This is a genomic window from Bradyrhizobium sp. TM239 (assembly GCF_036247985.1).
Taxonomy (GTDB): domain Bacteria; phylum Pseudomonadota; class Alphaproteobacteria; order Rhizobiales; family Xanthobacteraceae; genus Bradyrhizobium; species Bradyrhizobium ottawaense.
Genome location: NZ_BTIR01000010.1, coordinates 41,543 through 56,465 on the forward strand (window position 1 = coordinate 41,543; position 14,923 = coordinate 56,465).

Below are 14,923 nucleotides of genomic sequence, written 5' to 3' on the forward strand. Positions count from 1 at the left end.
ATGGCCGCCAATCTGCAAAACGCCAATTCGAACGACATCACCAGCGTGATCTCGACACTCGGCCAGCGTGCCGGCAGCCGCGCGGGCGCGCCGGTCGAAGCGGTGTCGGGGCCGAAGCGCGCCGCGATCCTGATGCTGGCGCTCGGCGAGCAGTATGGCGGCAAGATCTGGGGACTGCTCGACGACGACGAGGTGCGCCAGCTCTCGCTGGAGATGTCGACGCTCGGCACCGTCGAGGTCGACACGGTCGAGGACATGCTGCTCGAATTCGTCTCGCGCATGTCGGCATCGGGCGCGCTGATGGGCAATTTCGACGCCACCGAGCGGCTGCTCCAGCAATATCTGGCACCGGAGCGCGTCAACGGCATCATGGACGAGATCCGCGGCCCCGCGGGGCGCAACATGTGGGAGAAGCTCTCCAACGTGCAGGAAGAGGTGCTCGCCAACTATCTGAAGAACGAATATCCGCAGACCATCGCGGTGGTGCTCTCGAAGCTGAAACCGGAACACGCTGCGCGCGTGCTCGGCATCTTCCCCGAGGAGCTTGCGCTCGACGTCGTCAATCGCATGTTGAAGATGGAGGCGGTGCAGAAGGAGGTGATCGAGAGCGTGGAGAAGACCCTGCGCACCGAATTCATGTCCAACCTGTCCCAGACCCGCCGCCGCGACGCCCACGAGGTGATGGCGGAGATCTTCAACAATTTCGACCGCCAGACCGAAACCCGCTTCATCACCTCGCTGGAAGAGGACAACCGCGAATCGGCCGAGCGCATCAAGGCGCTGATGTTCACCTTCGACGACCTCGTGAAGCTGGATTCCGGCTCGGCCCAGACGTTGATGCGCAACGTCGACAAGGACAAGCTCGGCGTCGCGCTCAAGAGCGCCAACGAGGACGTCCGCAACTTCTTCTTCGGCAACATGTCCTCGCGCGCCGCCAAGATGCTCCAGGACGACATGGCGGCGATGGGACCGGTCCGGCTGCGCGACGTCGACGAGGCCCAGGCGCTGCTGGTCAACCTCGCCAAGGACCTCGCCGCCAAGGGCGAGATCATGCTGACCAAGAACCGCGCCGACGACGAGCTGGTGTATTGATGGCCGCTCCGGCAAAATTCCTGTTCGATACCGACTTCGCGGCACCCGAGCGGACGACGCGCGAGAAGGCCGCGACCGCTGCGGAGATCGCCCAGAAGGTCGCCGAAGCCGAGGCGCGCGCCTATCAGGACGGCTTTGCGGCCGGCCAGCAGGAGGCCAAGGCCGAGAGCGACCGCCGCGTCGCGCTTGCCATGGAAGAGATCAACATCGGCATCCGCGGTATCGCATCCGGCATCGGCAACATCGAATCCAAGATGGAAACCGAGGCGGTCGACGTCGCGGTGGCGGTCGCGCGCAAGCTGTGCGCCGACCTGGTCGCCGCCGAGCCGCTCGGCGAGATCGTCGCACTGGTCAAGGACTGCTTCTCCCATCTGGTCGCGACGCCGCATCTGGTGGTCCGCATCAACGACGCGCTCTACGACAGCGCACGCGAGAAGATCGATCGGCTCGCCAAGCAGAGCGGCTTCGAGGGACGGTTGGTGATCCTGGCCGAGCCGGAGATTGCGACCGGCGACTGCCGGATCGAATGGGCCGATGGCGGTGTCGTGCTGGAGCGCGGCGCCATCGCGGCCAAGATCGACGAAATGGTCGGACGCTATGTCGCGTCCCGCAGGGGGAGCTAAGCCATGAGCGACACCGACGGACAGGTCCCGCTGCCCGATCTCAACGGCCCGTTGCCGGCCACCGGCACGGACGTCGGCTACAACGAGGACGAATACGCGGCGCGTGCCGCCGCCGACCTCGAGGCCGTGTTCGACGTTCCCGTGCAGGTCTCGGCCGTGCTCGGCCGCTCGAAGATGGACGTCAGCGAGCTCTTGAAGCTCGGACCCGGCACCGTGCTTGAGCTCGACCGACGCGTCGGCGAGGCCATCGACATCTACGTCAACAACAAGCTGGTCGCCCGCGGCGAAGTCGTCCTGGTCGAGGACAAGCTCGGCGTGACCATGACCGAAATCATCAAGACCGAACGCAGCTGATAGCGCGCGCGACCAGACGGACAGGAGACTGACATGCGGCTTCTCATCGTTGGCACATTGAAGGGCCAGCTCACCACCGCCACCAAGATCGCGATGGACAACGGCGCCACCGTGACCCACGCCGAGGATCACGAGCAGGCCATGCGCGTGCTGCGCGGCGGCAAGGGCGCCGACCTCCTGCTGGTCGACGTCGCCCTCGACATCCGCGACCTCGTGATGCGGCTCGAGGCCGAGCACATCCATGCCCCGATCGTCGCCTGCGGCATCACCAACGACGCCCGCGCCGCGGTCGCCGCGATCCACGCCGGCGCCAAGGAATACATCCCGCTGCCGCCCGACCCCGAGCTGATCGCCGCCGTGCTGGCCGCGGTCGCCAACGATTCCCGCGAGCTGGTCTATCGCGACGAGGCGATGGCGAAGGTGATCAAGCTCGCCCAGCAGATCGCAGGTTCAGACGCCTCGGTGATGATCACCGGCGAGTCCGGAACGGGCAAGGAAGTGTTGGCCCGCTACGTCCACACCCGCTCGGCGCGCGCCAAGCGCCCCTTCATCTCCATCAACTGCGCCGCTATTCCCGAGCATCTCCTGGAATCCGAGCTGTTCGGCCACGAGAAGGGCGCCTTCACCGGCGCGATCGCGCGCCGCATCGGCAAGTTCGAGGAGGCGACCGGCGGCACGCTGCTGCTGGACGAAATCTCCGAGATGGACGTCCGCCTGCAATCGAAACTGCTGCGCGCCATCCAGGAGCGCGTGATCGACCGCGTCGGCGGCACCAAGCCGGTGCCGGTCGACATCCGTATCATCGCGACCTCGAACCGTAATCTGGCCGAGGCCGTGCGCGAAGGCACGTTCCGCGAGGACCTGCTGTTCCGCCTCAACGTCGTCAACCTGAAGATCCCGCCGCTGCGAGAGCGTCCTCTCGACATCCTCGAGCTCGCCCAGCACTTCGTGAAGAAGTACGCCGATGCCAACGGTGTGCCGGTGCGCCCGATCTCGGCGGACGCGCGCCGCGTGCTCTCGGCCAACCGCTGGCAGGGCAACGTCCGCGAGCTCGAAAACACCATGCACCGCTCCGTGCTGATGGCGCAGGGCGACGAGATCGGACCCGACGCGATCCTCACCCCGGACGGCGACCGCCTCGACCTCGCGAAAACCGTGCCGGCCGTGGTGCATGCCACGATGGCCGCCGAGCAGGTGACGCGCGCGCTGGTGGGGCGCACCGTCGCCGATGTCGAGCGCGACCTGATCCTGGAGACGCTGAAGCACTGCCTCGGCAACCGGACCCATGCCGCCAACATCCTGGGCATCTCGATCCGCACGCTGCGCAACAAGCTCAACGAATATTCCGACGGCGGCATCCCGATCACCCCCGCGGGAACGCCGGGCGAGTATCCGCGGATGCCGATGATGGGGGCGTAATCCCTCGTAGGCCACAAGCTGACGACCGAATGCCCGGGCCAAGTCCCGGGCATTTTGTTTTATCAAGCGCGCTGGTACCTGCTCCGTCATCCTGAGGTGCGATGCACGCGATGCGAATGCATCGCGTGCGGAGCCTCGAAGGATGAATTGCCACAGCCCGACCGTCGCCCTTCGAGGGCCGCTGAAGAAGCGGCCACCTCAGGATGACGGACAATAAGAGAGGCCCGGAACCTGCGCACACAGCGAGATTCTGCGCGCCATCTCCGCAATCACCTCCCGGATATCGCTTCGCTCATCCGGGCTACGGGACTATTGTGCCGGCCCGGACCAACCCGGCCGCCAGCGGAGTGAAGCAGTTCACAAGCAGGATGCGCCGGGAGGGCTAGTGTTCGCCAATAGCGTGGCGTGATGTCCGCCCGGGCGGCCATCCGCTTTGCGAGCGTCCTTCAACAGAAAGGGCAAGCCATGAACCGCTTTTCGTGGACGATTTCCCGCTCATCGCTGATTGTAACGCTGATCGTGGCCGCGGCACCGCTTGCGCGCGCTGACGTGATCATGGACTGGAACGCCAAAGCCGATGCGATCGCCGCCGAGAAACAGATTCTTCCGGCGCCGCACAGCCGCGCCTTGTCCATGATGCACGTTGCAATGTTCGAGGCCGTCAATGCGATCGACCGCCGCTACGCGCCTTACAAGATCTCGTTGTCCGCGGAGCGTTCGAGCTCGCGGGAAGCCGCGGGGGCAGTTGCGGCTCACGACGTGCTGCTGTCGATCTATCCGGACCTCAAGCCGGACCTGGATGCGACACTGACGAACGCGCTGACGCCGATTGCCGAGGGCGAGTCCAAGAGCGCCGGCATCGCGCTCGGGAAAGAAGCTGCGGCGCAGATCATCCAGCTTCGCGCGAACGATGGCAGCGCCGCCGTGGAAACGTACCGGCCCCGGACCACACCGGGCGCCTATGTCCCAACCGTCGTCCCGCTTTTCTCGACCAGCGGTGCGACAGCGCCGTGGGTCATGGCGTCCGGATCGCAGTTTCGCCCCGGACCGCCGCCAGCGCTCGATTCAGAGGTTTGGACCAGGGACGTCAACGAAATCCGCGAGGTCGGCGGCAGAGGCAGCCCGACCCGGACACCCGAGCAAACGACGATCGGCCGCTTCTGGTTCTTTGTCGGCGCCCGCACCTACAATCCCATCGTGAGGCAGGCCGCCTTGGCCAAGGGAATGGATCTCGTCGACTGCGCCCGCCTGTTCGCCTTGACGTCGATTGCCGGGAACGATGCCATCGTTGCCGTGTTCGACGCCAAGTACCATTACAATTTCTGGCGCCCGATCACGGCCATACGCAATGCCGATCTGACCTCGAATGCCGCAACGCCTCGCGATCCCTCCTGGCTGCCGCTTGGGGACACGCCGATGCATCCTGAATATCCCTGCGCTCACTGCATCGTCTCGGCGGCGATTTCGACCGTGCTCCAGACCGTCGTTGGAGATTTTGGCGAGTTCTCACTGACCAGCCCGACGGCGCCAGGGGTCACGCGCAAATGGTCGCGGCTCCAGGACTATAGTGACGAAGTCTCCAATGCGCGCATCTGGGCCGGCTTCCACTACCGGTTCTCGACCGAAGTCGGCAAGGACATGGGCCGAAAGATCGGTGCGCTGGTGGTCGCGACGCAGCTTCGCGGTGTGGAGGCAATGGCGGAACCGAAGCGTTAGAATGTCCGGGGCGGGTCCCGGGCATTTTTCTTTGCGTGCGGGGCTCACACCACCGCCTCACCCTCCGCCGTCGTCCCGGCGAAAGCCAGGACCCATTACCCCAGGGAGGGGTTTGGCAAAGATTCGTCGATCGGTACTTCTATCGCCTTCAGTCGATAGATTCCGCGGCATGAGTCCCCGCGTTCGCGGGGACGACAGCGGTGGACATGGCCGCACCGCGTTCTCCGACTAGGTCGCACGCATGCGAAGCCCTATAACCCCGCGTGAGAACCACGAGGGTAAACATGTCTCAATCTCAAATCACGGACTGGCTGGCATCGCAGCGGCAGGCGATGATCGATCTGCTTCGCGATGTCGTGAACATCGATTCCGGCTCCTATGACAAGGAGGGCGTCGATGCGGTCGGTGCGCGGTTCGAGCGGCATTTTGCCGAGCATGGCATTCCGTTCCGGCGCGAGGCCAGCGCCAGCTTCGGCGACGCGATCCATGCCGACGTGGCAAAACCCGGCAGCAACGAGAAGCCGGTGCTGTTGATGGGACATCGCGACACCGTGTTCGGCAAGGGCGAGGCCGGGCGCCGTCCGTTCACCATCAAGGATGGCCGCGCCTATGGGCCTGGCGTCGCCGACATGAAGTCCGGTGTCGTCATGAACATCTTCGTCGCAACCGCCTTCCACAAGTTCGGCGGCAACCCGCATCCGATCAAGCTGCTGATCACCTCGGACGAGGAGATCGGCTCGCCCTCCTCCCGGCCCGTGATCGAGCGCGAAGGCCGCACCGCCCGCGCCGTGTTCAATTCCGAGCCGGGCCGCCCCACCGGCAACGTGGTCACGGGGCGCAAGGGCGGCATCTTCATGCATCTCGCCATCACCGGCAAAGCCGCGCATTCCGGCGCCAATTTCGCCGCGGGCGTCAGCGCGATCGGCGAGCTCGCGCACAAGATCGTGCATATCCACGCGCTGACGGATCTCGACAAGGGCATCACGCTCAATGTCGGCCTGGTCTCGGGCGGGCAGTCCGTCAACACCACGGCGCCTTCCGCCGAGGGCCAGATCGACCTGCGCTATGTCGATCCGGCGGATCGTGCGCGGGTGATGGACGCGATCGAGACCATCGTCGCAACGTCTTACGTGCCAGGCACGAGTGCGACGCTGACCATCAAGGGCGAGTTCGTGCCCGTGGTGCAGAGCGCGGATTCGAAGGCGCTGTTCGAGAACTACCAGGCGGCTGCAAGGGAGGCCGGCCTCACCACGCTCCAGGGCGAGTTCTCCGGCGGCTGCGCCGATTCCGGCTTCACCGCCGCGGTCGGGACGCCGACCATCTGCGGCCTCGGCCCGGTCGGCGGGCTCGCGCACACGCCGGAGGAGTATCTCGATATCGACAGCATCGTGCCGCGCGCGCAAGCGCTGGCGCTGGCGATTTTGCGGGGGTGAATGCAGGTGCCATAGGGTGGGCAAAGCGACTTGTCCGCCGAAGCTCGTAGAGCGAAGGCGGAAGCATGCCCACGATTTGACGGCAATTGGAACGAGATGGTGGGCACGGCAAGTGCGCCTTTGCCCACCCTACGAAACCTCCCGAGTGTCTACGAATAACTCGGCGCGTCCGGCTTGCGGAAGATGTGGATGGGATCGCCCGGGATGATCACGGGCTGGCCTGAGAACATCGCGTAGGCGTAGAGCGCGAGATAGGCGATCGCCAGCGCGCCGATGGCATAGAACGCGAAGGTCGCGACGCGCTTCATCGATCCGCTCCGTTGCCGTCCCGGCGGGAGGCTCAAGCGCTTCTAGAGCGATGAGGGGAAAAAGGCCAGCCTTCCGCGCCGGCTGCCCGCGCGATCAAAGGCCGCGCCGGCCGTGCGCGGGGACGCTTACTTCCGCAAGCCTGGCGGCGTCCTCGTCCTGATCGACCGCCACGTACTGGCCGTGCCAATAGGCCAGCGCCGCGTTGCGGGTGGAATTCCTGACGTTCCTGACACGGCCGATGACGATGCCGTGCGAATGTCGCTCCACGATCTCCTCGACCTCGCAATCGAAGGCCGACAGCGCGTCGACGAGCAGCGGAACGCCCGAGACCGCCGTCACCCATTTGGCGCCTTTGAAACGGTCGGCGCCCTTCAGCCCGCCCTTGCCGGCAAAGCGTTCGGCGACATCGAGCTGGTCGGCGTTGAGGATGTTCACGCCGAAAGCGCCGTGGCGCCGGATCAAGGGGAAAGACGAGGCATCGCGGTTGATGCTGACCAGCAGCGTCGGCGGCTCGACCGACAGCGAGGTCACCGAGGTCACCGTCATGCCGGTGATGTCCTTGCCCCGCCCGGCGGTGATGACGCTGACGCCGCCGGTGAGATGGCGCATGGCGCCGCGGAAATCGGCGGGCGAGACGGGGATTTCAGTCATGAGATCGCGAGGCACTACATTCATGGCATGGTCCCCGAGGCGGGGTTCCCTTGTATTTAGGTACGATCGTCCGCCGACAACAGGTGGCTCAGGATCGAGCCTTCCAAACCCGCAAGCTCGGCCGAGCCGCGCTGGCGCGGCCGGCTCGCGTGAACCACGACATCATGGGCGATGCGACCCTCCTCGATCACCAGCACCCGGTCGGCCAGCGCCACGGCTTCGGCGACGTCATGGGTCACCAAAATCGCGGTAAAGCCCTGGTCGCGCCAGACACGCTCCAAAAGGCGCTGCATCGAGATCCGGGTCAGCGCATCCAGCGCACCGAGCGGCTCGTCGAATGCCAGCACACGCGGACGCGAGACCAGCGCACGGCCGAGCGCGACGCGCTGCTTCTGTCCGCCCGACAGCACCGAGGGCCATTGGTCGCGCTTGTCGGCAAGCCCGACCTCGGTCAGCGCCTTCTCGGCGCGTGCATGGGCATCTTGCGAAGCACGATCGCGGCCGAGGCCGACCTCGACATTGGCGAGCACGCGGGCCCAGGGCAGCAGCCGCGGCTCCTGGAACATGACGCGGATGTCCTCGGGCTGGATGTCTTTTGGCGGGAAGTCTTGGCCGAAGCTGATGCTGCCGGCGTCGATCTTGTCGAGGCCCGCGATCAAGCGCAGCAGCGTGCTCTTGCCGCAGCCGCTCTTGCCCACGATGGCGACGAACTGGCCGGCGGGGATGTGCAAATCGATGCCGCGCAGCACCTCGTTGTCGCCGAAGGATTTGCGCAAGCCCCGGATGCTGAGCGGCAGGCCGCTGCTCTGCACCTGGCCGTCTCCTCTCCGCTCCTCGCGCACGACGCGGGCGTGAGGCGCAAAGCTGGCGCGGCTGGCGAGCTCGGTTTCCGGAAGGGAGGTACGAACGGCTGTCTGCATGTGATTCCCAGTATCTCTGCTCAATTTTTCTGGAAGGCGGGGTGCCAGGAGAGCGTCGCCCGCTCCAGCACGCGGGAGGCGCTGTCGGCGAGCTTGCCGAGCAGGGCATAGATCAGGATCGAGAGCACGACGACGTCGATCAGCATGAACTCGCGCGCCTGCATCGCCATGTAGCCAAGCCCTGAGGACGCCGCGATGGTCTCGGCTACGATCAGGGTCAGCCACATGATGCCGAGCGCGAAGCGGATGCCGACGAAGATCGACGGCAGCGCGCCCGGAAAGATCACGCGGCGGAACAACTCCCCGTCGGTCATGCCGTAGATGCGGCCCATCTCGATCAGCTGCGGATCGACGGTGCGGATGCCGTGCAGCGTGTTGAGGTAGATCGGGAAGAACACGCCGAGCGCCACCAGGAACAGCTTCGCGCTCTCGTCGATGCCGAACCAGAGGATGACGAGCGGGATCAGCGCCAGATGCGGCACGTTTCGCACCATCTGCAACGTGGTGTCGGTCAGCTTCGCCGAAAGTTCCGACAGGCCGTTGGCGAGGCCGAACGCGAAGCCGATGCCACCGCCGATCAGGAAACCGATCGAAGCACGCCAGAACGAGACCCAGATGTTGCGGACGAGCTCGCCGGAAAGCAGCAGCTTCCAGCCGGCGAGCACGACGTCGCTCGGGGCCGGCAGCACCCGCGTCGGCACGAAGCCCGTCACGCTGGCGACCTGCCAGAGCGCGATGATGGCGAGCGGCACGATCCACTGGATCAGGCCATCGACCCGCGGCAGACGGAAGCTGCGCGGGAGTGAAACGCTGTCGATCACGCTCATGACTGCGACACCCTGTGTTGCGGGCGGAAGTCGCTGCCGACCGTCTCGCCGAACGGACCGCCGTTGAAGTGCAGCTTCGTCACGTTGGAGGGCTGCTCCAGCGAGAGCAGCGGGAACACCAACTCGGCGAAGCGATAGGCCTCCTCCAGATGCGGATAGCCCGACATGATGAAAGTATCGATGCCGATCTCCTGATACTCCCTGATGCGGGCCGCGACGGTCTCGGCGTCGCCGACCAGCGCCGTGCCGGCACCGCCGCGCACGAGGCCGACGCCGGCCCAGAGGTTCGGGGCGATCTCCAGCTTGTCGCGCTTGCCGCCGTGGAGCTGCGCCATGCGCTGCTGGCCGACGGAATCCATGCGGGAAAAGTTCTTCTGCGCCAGCGCGATGGTGTCGTCGCTGACATGCCTGATCAGCTCGTTGGCGGCGCGCCAGGCTTCCTCATTGGTCTCGCGAACAATGACATGAAGGCGGATGCCGAACGAGAGCTTGCGGCCGCGCGCAGCTGCAACCGCCCTCACCTTCGCGATCTTCTCGGCGACCAGGGCCGGCGGCTCGCCCCAGGTGAGATATTTGTCGACGGTGTCGACGGCGACGTCGATGCCGGCGTCCGAGGAGCCGCCGAAATAGAGCGGCGGGCGCGGCGACTGTACCGGCGGGAACAGCAGCTTGCCGCCCTCGACGTGGATGTGCTTGCCCTCGACGTTGACCGTCTTGCCGGCGAGCAGGTCGCTATAGACGCCCAGGAACTCGCGGGTGACCTCGTAGCGTTCGTCATGGCCGAGGAAGACGCCGTCGCCCTTGTTCTCGACGGGATCTCCGCCGGTGACGACGTTGACGAGCAGCCGGCCACCCGTGACGCGATCGAGCGTCGCGGTCATGCGCGCGGCGACACTCGGCGATTGCAGGCCGGGGCGGACGGCGACGAGATAGCGCAGCCGCTCGGTGAACGGTGCGACTGCGGAGGCGACGATCCAGGAATCCTCGCAGGACCGCCCGGTCGGCAGCAGCACGCCGAAATAGCCGAGCTGGTCGGCCGCCTGCGCAATCTGGCGCAGATAGTTGAAGCTGACCTCGCGGCCGCCTATGCCGGTGCCAAGATAGCGGCCGTCGCCGTGGGTCGGCAGGAACCAGAGGATGTTGGTGTTGGGTTGCTTACTCATGACCTTGCTCACGAACCGGACTTCCGAGCCACATCGGAGATCTTGATGGATTTGGGGATCAGGCCCAGCGCGAAGAACGCATCGGCCACCTGCTGCTGATCGGCGATGACGGCATCGGTGATGGGCTTGATGCCGTAGGACTGCCGCTTCAAGGCCACCTCGACGACTGGAACGGACAGACCGATCGCGGGCGCGAGTTGCTCGGCCACCGCGTGGATATCGCCCTTGGCCCAATCGTCGACCGTGCTGAGCTCGGCGAGCACGACGTCGACGATCTTCGGATTGGTATCGAGGAATTTCTTCGAGGCAAAGTAGAACTGGTAGTTGGCGACGATGCCGGTGCCGTCCGCGAGCGTGCGCGCGCCGGTCGCCGCTTCCGCGGCGGCCTGGAACGGATCCCAGATCACCCAGGCATCGACCGCGCCGCGCTCGAAGGCGGCGCGCGCATCGGCCGGCGCCAGGAATACCGGCTCGATCTCGGAATACTTCACGCCGGCCTTCTCCAGCGCCTTGACCAGGAGATAGTGGACGTTGGAGCCCTTGTTGAGCGCCACCTTCCTGCCTTTGAGGTCGGCGACCGACTTCAGCGGACTGTCCTTCGGCACCAGGATCGCCTCGCCCTTCGGCGCCGGCGGCTCATAGGCGACGTACTGGATCGGCGCACCGGCGGCCTGCGCGAAGATCGGCGGGGCCTCGCCGGTGTTGCCGAAATCGATCGCGCCGACATTGAGGGCTTCGAGCAGCGGCGGGCCGGAGGGGAATTCAGTCCACACCACCTTGTAACCGTCCGCGGCGAGCTTCGGCTCGAGCGTGCCCTTGCTCTTGAGCGGCACCAGCTTGCCGTATTTCTGGTAGCCGATGCGGACCACCTTGTCCTGACCGTAGGAGGTGCCGACCGCGGCGGCGACGATGCCGATCGACAGCATGATGGCCGCGATCAGACGCTGGATGATACGCCTCATGTTCAAACCCCTGTGTGTGGGAAGGCTGGTCGGCACGATCAAGCTGCCGGATTGCGCCAGACGATGTCGCGGATCGCGATCGGCTTGGGGATCAGGCCGAGCTTGTAGAAGCGATCGGCGACGCCCTGCTGGGTCGCGACGATGTCGTCGGTGACGGGGCCGACCACGAAGGACGAGCGGTTGGCCGCGATAGTCTGGATCTCCAGCGGAATGCCGGTCACCGCGGCGAGAGACTTCGCGACCTCGTCACGGTGCTGCTCGGCCCATCTGGCGGTCGCGGTGGTGACGTCGACGATCTGCTGCAGGATCGCGCCGTGGTTCTTCGCGAAGTCGCGGTTGGCGATGTAGAAGGAATTGGTCTTGGTGACCTCGCGCGCGTTGATCAGGATGCGGCCATTCTGTTTGGTCTCGCCGATCGCGAAGTACGGATCCCAGATCGCCCAGGCCTCGATGCTGCCATTGGCAAAGGCGGGGCCTGCGTCCGGCGGCGTCAGATAGACCGGCGTGATGTCGGCATAGGTCAGGCCCGCCTTCTCCAGCGTCTGCACCACGATGTTGTGGGCGCTGGAGCCCTTGGTGAAACCGACGCGCCTGCCTTTCAGCTGGGTGACGTCGCGGATCGGCGAATCCTTCGGCACCAGAATGCCCTGGCCGTTGGTGATGGGCTGGCCGGCGGCATAGACGATCGCCGCGCCCGCGGCCTGCGCGAAAACCGGCGGGGAATCGCCGACCGCGCCGTAATCGACGCTGCCGACATTCATCGCCTCCATCATCGGCGGGCCCGAGGAGAACTCGACCCATTTCACCTCGATGCCCAGGGGCGTGAAATGTTTTTCCAGGGCGGCCTGCTGGCGCGTGATGACCAGCACGCCGTTCTTCTGGTAGCCGACACGAATTTCCTTCACCGCGCCTTGCGCGATCGCGGGCGAAGCGAACGCAGCGACGGCCGCGGTTCCGATGGAGAGCTTGAGAAAGTCACGACGCTGCATTCCACACTCCGGGCCGCACGCGGCCGTCATCATTCACGTTTCAGGAATGATGGTGCGGGTTGTCGGAGCTGTCGAGACGTGCGGAAAAATAGCGATGCGAACACTGCGCGCGCGGCAGCGCGCATGATTAATCTTTCAAGCGGCGGCGATGATGCAGACGGATTCTTTTCGCACGCGAATGTGAGATGCGCGGGCCTTGCGCTGGCGCGGCAGGGCGCGGGACCTCAAAATGTCGAAAACAACCCCATGCACAGTAGCCGGCGATAGCCGGATCAATGGCTTACGTGGCAGGCTGTGGCGAGGGCGCGTCCTCTAAGCTAATGCCATGTCACCGGCAAATTCTGCAGCCCGCGAAACGCCCAGCCGCCGATCCGCACCGGCTCGTCGTCGGCGATCTCGAGTTGCCTGGCGCGCGCGAACACCGTCGGCAGCGCGACGTCGGCGATCATGGCGCGCGACGCCCAGGCGCCGGCACAGAAATGCGGGCCGGCGCCGAACGCGACGCTCTTGGTCGTATCACGCCGCACGTCGAATTGATCGGCGCGATCAAAATGGGTCTCATCGCGATTGGCCGAGCCGAACATCAGGAACACGCGCTCGTCGAGCTCGAACGAGACGTCGCGGATGCTCCACGGCTTGGCGATACGCCGTGGCGACATGCCGATCGGCGAGATCCAGCGGGCATATTCCTCGAACGCCTCGAGCCAGGTCACCTCACCCTTGCGCACCAGATCGAGCTGCTCGGGATGGGTCAGGAGCGCCCACACCGTGCCGGCGATGGCCTTGCGCGGCTCATTCTGGCCGCCTGATATCGCGAGTTTGACATTTGCGCGCACGCTGTCCATCGGCATGCCGGAGGCCACGAGCACGCCGAGGATGCTCTGGTCCGGGTTCTTCGTGATCGCCGGCAGGATGTCGTCGATCGCAGCGTCGATGCCCGACGTCGCGGCATGGCAGCGCGCCTCGACCGCGGGATCGCCGGCGTAATTGGCAATGCCCTCGATCATGCCTTGCGACCACGCGTCCATATCGCCAAAGCCGATATTGGTGAGGCCGGTGATCGACTTCAGGCATTCACCGGAGAACGGCAGCGCGAAGTCGCGCATGAAGTCGATCCGACCCGGCTCGATCGCGTCGAGGATGCGGTCGGCATGGGCCTGGAATAGCGCGGTCCAATGCGCCTTCACCGTCTTCGGCGACACCGTCGGAAACATCGCGCGGCGCTCGAGCTGGTGCGCCTCACCGTCCTTGCGCATCATGTTGTGACCCATCAGCCGGTTCATCAGGCCCGCAGGCTGGTGCGAGGAGAACACGTCGATCTGCTTCTCGGAGATCGAGATGTCGTCGCGGCTGGTCAGCAGCGTCGAGCCGAGCTGCGGCACGAACGCGATCGGCGCCTCTTTCCGCATTGTCGCGAGCATCGGATAGGGATCGGCCCAGAACGCGACAGGGTCGATGTCGATGCGCGGCGCGGTGCTCAAAGCGGCCTCCCCGGATTGTCTTATCCTTCAGGCCAGACTAGCGAACTCCGCGGCCGGCGTCTGTCCCTAGCGATAGGGACGGACTGAGCTATCGCGCCTCGGCGATCTTCGGTCCAGATGGGAGCATCTGCGCGTTGGCTGCCGAGGGGCGGCTCGACGGCGGCGCCGGGTCCGGCGACCGGGACGCGGCGTCGGGCGCGCCCGGGGACGGCCGGCGGGCACCATTTGCCGGAAGCACGATCACTTTCGCGCCGACCTTCACCCGTTCATAGAGGTCCGTGACGTCGTCATTGGTGAGCCGGATACAGCCGGACGACACCCGCTTGCCGATCGTAGCGGGGTTGTTGGTGCCGTGAATCCGATATTCGGTCTCGCCGAGATACATCGCCCGAGCACCGAGCGGGTTGCCGGGACCGCCTGCCATGAACCGCGGCAGATAAGGCTGACGCGAGACCATCTCCACGGGCGGATGCCAATCCGGCCATTCGGCTTTGCGCGCCACGGTCTGCTCGCCGGACCACGTGAAACCTTCGCGGCCGACACCGATGCCGTAGCGCATCGCCTGCCTGTCGTTCAGGACGAAATAGAGGAATGTGTTTCCGGTATCGATGATGACCGTGCCCGGCGCCTGGCGGCTGGCATAGTCGACCACCTGCCGCACCAATGCTCCAGGAGCATCAGCGTCGGCTTTGGGCGGTTCGGCCAGAGGCGCCGGAACCGGTGCCGGAATCGGAGCTGCAGCCGGGGCCGGAACCGCCGCTGCGGCATGAACTGGAGGCGCCACGTAGACAGGAGAGGACGATGCCCGGACGTCCTGCGCGGCCGGCTTCCGTGCCGGTTGCACGCTCGCCTGGCCGGACAGCAAACCGTACCCCAACGCGGCGACGGCCACGGTGCCAATTGCAACCCTCGCGGCCATCGGGATTGCGAGCGTCTCCGCCTTCCCACGTTTGGCCTTGGCCCGCTTAGCCATATCTTTCTCCA

15 protein-coding genes are annotated in these 14,923 nt (G+C 65.6%); 6 read left to right on the forward strand and 9 right to left on the reverse strand.

What is annotated here, in order from left to right:
* From fliG to AABA84_RS17720, 6 genes are all read left to right on the forward strand, one after another.
* Complete coding sequence (fliG, locus tag AABA84_RS17695) at positions 1-1,092, forward strand: flagellar motor switch protein FliG (protein ID WP_212248829.1); 1,092 nt, start codon at positions 1-3, stop codon at positions 1,090-1,092.
* Positions 1,092-1,715 (forward strand): FliH/SctL family protein, encoded by a 624-nt coding sequence (locus AABA84_RS17700; RefSeq protein ID WP_212248828.1) that lies wholly within the window; start codon positions 1,092-1,094, stop codon positions 1,713-1,715. The genes fliG and AABA84_RS17700 overlap by 1 nt, the downstream gene beginning before the upstream one ends.
* Before the next feature lie 3 nt (positions 1,716-1,718).
* The gene (gene fliN / locus AABA84_RS17705) at positions 1,719-2,069 is read left to right on the forward strand and encodes a flagellar motor switch protein FliN (RefSeq protein WP_212248827.1); all 351 of its coding nucleotides are present in this window, start codon (positions 1,719-1,721) and stop codon (positions 2,067-2,069) included.
* 33 nt (positions 2,070-2,102) lie between these two features.
* Complete coding sequence (flbD, locus tag AABA84_RS17710; protein ID WP_338312624.1) at positions 2,103-3,488, forward strand: sigma-54-dependent transcriptional regulator FlbD; 1,386 nt, start codon at positions 2,103-2,105, stop codon at positions 3,486-3,488.
* Positions 3,489-3,953: 465 nt separating this feature from the next.
* Entirely contained in the window at positions 3,954-5,204 is a 1,251-nt protein-coding gene (locus AABA84_RS17715; protein WP_212248825.1) for a vanadium-dependent haloperoxidase, read from the forward strand.
* Positions 5,205-5,488: 284 nt separating this feature from the next.
* Complete coding sequence (locus tag AABA84_RS17720; protein ID WP_212248824.1) at positions 5,489-6,637, forward strand: M20 family metallopeptidase; 1,149 nt, start codon at positions 5,489-5,491, stop codon at positions 6,635-6,637.
* A 149-nt stretch (positions 6,638-6,786) separates the two neighbouring features.
* Here the strand turns inward: AABA84_RS17720 and AABA84_RS17725 are convergent, their stop codons facing one another.
* From AABA84_RS17725 to AABA84_RS17765, 9 genes are all read right to left on the reverse strand, one after another.
* On the reverse strand, positions 6,787-6,945 hold the full coding sequence (locus AABA84_RS17725; RefSeq protein WP_212248823.1) for a hypothetical protein: 159 nt from the start codon (positions 6,943-6,945) through the stop codon (positions 6,787-6,789).
* Between the two features lie 94 nt (positions 6,946-7,039).
* Positions 7,040-7,621, reverse strand: a complete 582-nt coding sequence (locus tag AABA84_RS17730) for a flavin reductase family protein (RefSeq protein WP_212248822.1) — start codon at positions 7,619-7,621, stop codon at positions 7,040-7,042.
* Between the two features lie 32 nt (positions 7,622-7,653).
* On the reverse strand, positions 7,654-8,517 hold the full coding sequence (locus AABA84_RS17735) for an ATP-binding cassette domain-containing protein (RefSeq protein ID WP_338312625.1): 864 nt from the start codon (positions 8,515-8,517) through the stop codon (positions 7,654-7,656).
* 20 nt (positions 8,518-8,537) lie between these two features.
* Positions 8,538-9,344, reverse strand: a complete 807-nt coding sequence (locus AABA84_RS17740; protein ID WP_212248820.1) for an ABC transporter permease subunit — start codon at positions 9,342-9,344, stop codon at positions 8,538-8,540.
* A complete protein-coding gene (gene ssuD / locus AABA84_RS17745; RefSeq protein WP_338312626.1) occupies positions 9,341-10,507 on the reverse strand; it encodes an FMNH2-dependent alkanesulfonate monooxygenase in 1,167 nt (388 codons plus the stop codon). Before ssuD ends, AABA84_RS17740 begins: the two co-directional genes overlap by 4 nt.
* Before the next feature lie 8 nt (positions 10,508-10,515).
* Positions 10,516-11,469, reverse strand: coding sequence for a sulfonate ABC transporter substrate-binding protein (locus AABA84_RS17750; RefSeq protein WP_338312627.1), 954 nt, complete (start codon positions 11,467-11,469; stop codon positions 10,516-10,518).
* A 38-nt stretch (positions 11,470-11,507) separates the two neighbouring features.
* The gene (locus tag AABA84_RS17755; RefSeq protein WP_338312628.1) at positions 11,508-12,458 is read right to left on the reverse strand and encodes a sulfonate ABC transporter substrate-binding protein; all 951 of its coding nucleotides are present in this window, start codon (positions 12,456-12,458) and stop codon (positions 11,508-11,510) included.
* Positions 12,459-12,775: 317 nt separating this feature from the next.
* Entirely contained in the window at positions 12,776-13,939 is a 1,164-nt protein-coding gene (locus tag AABA84_RS17760) for a cytochrome P450 (RefSeq protein WP_212248816.1), read from the reverse strand.
* Between the two features lie 88 nt (positions 13,940-14,027).
* The gene (locus AABA84_RS17765; protein ID WP_338305498.1) at positions 14,028-14,912 is read right to left on the reverse strand and encodes a L,D-transpeptidase; all 885 of its coding nucleotides are present in this window, start codon (positions 14,910-14,912) and stop codon (positions 14,028-14,030) included.
* Between the last annotated feature and the right edge of the window lie 11 nt (positions 14,913-14,923).

What these genes read in the sequence shown, in the direction of transcription:
- AABA84_RS17740 (WP_212248820.1), bottom strand. Translation starts at nt 9,344, where the DNA reads ATGAGCGTGATCGACAGCGTTTCACTCCCGCGCAGCTTCCGTCTGCCG.
- ssuD (WP_338312626.1), bottom strand. Translation starts at nt 10,507, where the DNA reads ATGAGTAAGCAACCCAACACCAACATCCTCTGGTTCCTGCCGACCCAC.
- AABA84_RS17765 (WP_338305498.1), bottom strand. Translation starts at nt 14,912, where the DNA reads ATGGCTAAGCGGGCCAAGGCCAAACGTGGGAAGGCGGAGACGCTCGCA.
- fliN (WP_212248827.1), top strand. Translation starts at nt 1,719, where the DNA reads ATGAGCGACACCGACGGACAGGTCCCGCTGCCCGATCTCAACGGCCCG.
- AABA84_RS17700 (WP_212248828.1), top strand. Translation starts at nt 1,092, where the DNA reads ATGGCCGCTCCGGCAAAATTCCTGTTCGATACCGACTTCGCGGCACCC.
- fliG (WP_212248829.1), top strand. Translation starts at nt 1, where the DNA reads ATGGCCGCCAATCTGCAAAACGCCAATTCGAACGACATCACCAGCGTG.
- flbD (WP_338312624.1), top strand. Translation starts at nt 2,103, where the DNA reads ATGCGGCTTCTCATCGTTGGCACATTGAAGGGCCAGCTCACCACCGCC.
- AABA84_RS17730 (WP_212248822.1), bottom strand. Translation starts at nt 7,621, where the DNA reads ATGAATGTAGTGCCTCGCGATCTCATGACTGAAATCCCCGTCTCGCCC.
- AABA84_RS17720 (WP_212248824.1), top strand. Translation starts at nt 5,489, where the DNA reads ATGTCTCAATCTCAAATCACGGACTGGCTGGCATCGCAGCGGCAGGCG.
- AABA84_RS17735 (WP_338312625.1), bottom strand. Translation starts at nt 8,517, where the DNA reads ATGCAGACAGCCGTTCGTACCTCCCTTCCGGAAACCGAGCTCGCCAGC.
- AABA84_RS17755 (WP_338312628.1), bottom strand. Translation starts at nt 12,458, where the DNA reads ATGCAGCGTCGTGACTTTCTCAAGCTCTCCATCGGAACCGCGGCCGTC.
- AABA84_RS17750 (WP_338312627.1), bottom strand. Translation starts at nt 11,469, where the DNA reads ATGAGGCGTATCATCCAGCGTCTGATCGCGGCCATCATGCTGTCGATC.
- AABA84_RS17715 (WP_212248825.1), top strand. Translation starts at nt 3,954, where the DNA reads ATGAACCGCTTTTCGTGGACGATTTCCCGCTCATCGCTGATTGTAACG.
- AABA84_RS17725 (WP_212248823.1), bottom strand. Translation starts at nt 6,945, where the DNA reads ATGAAGCGCGTCGCGACCTTCGCGTTCTATGCCATCGGCGCGCTGGCG.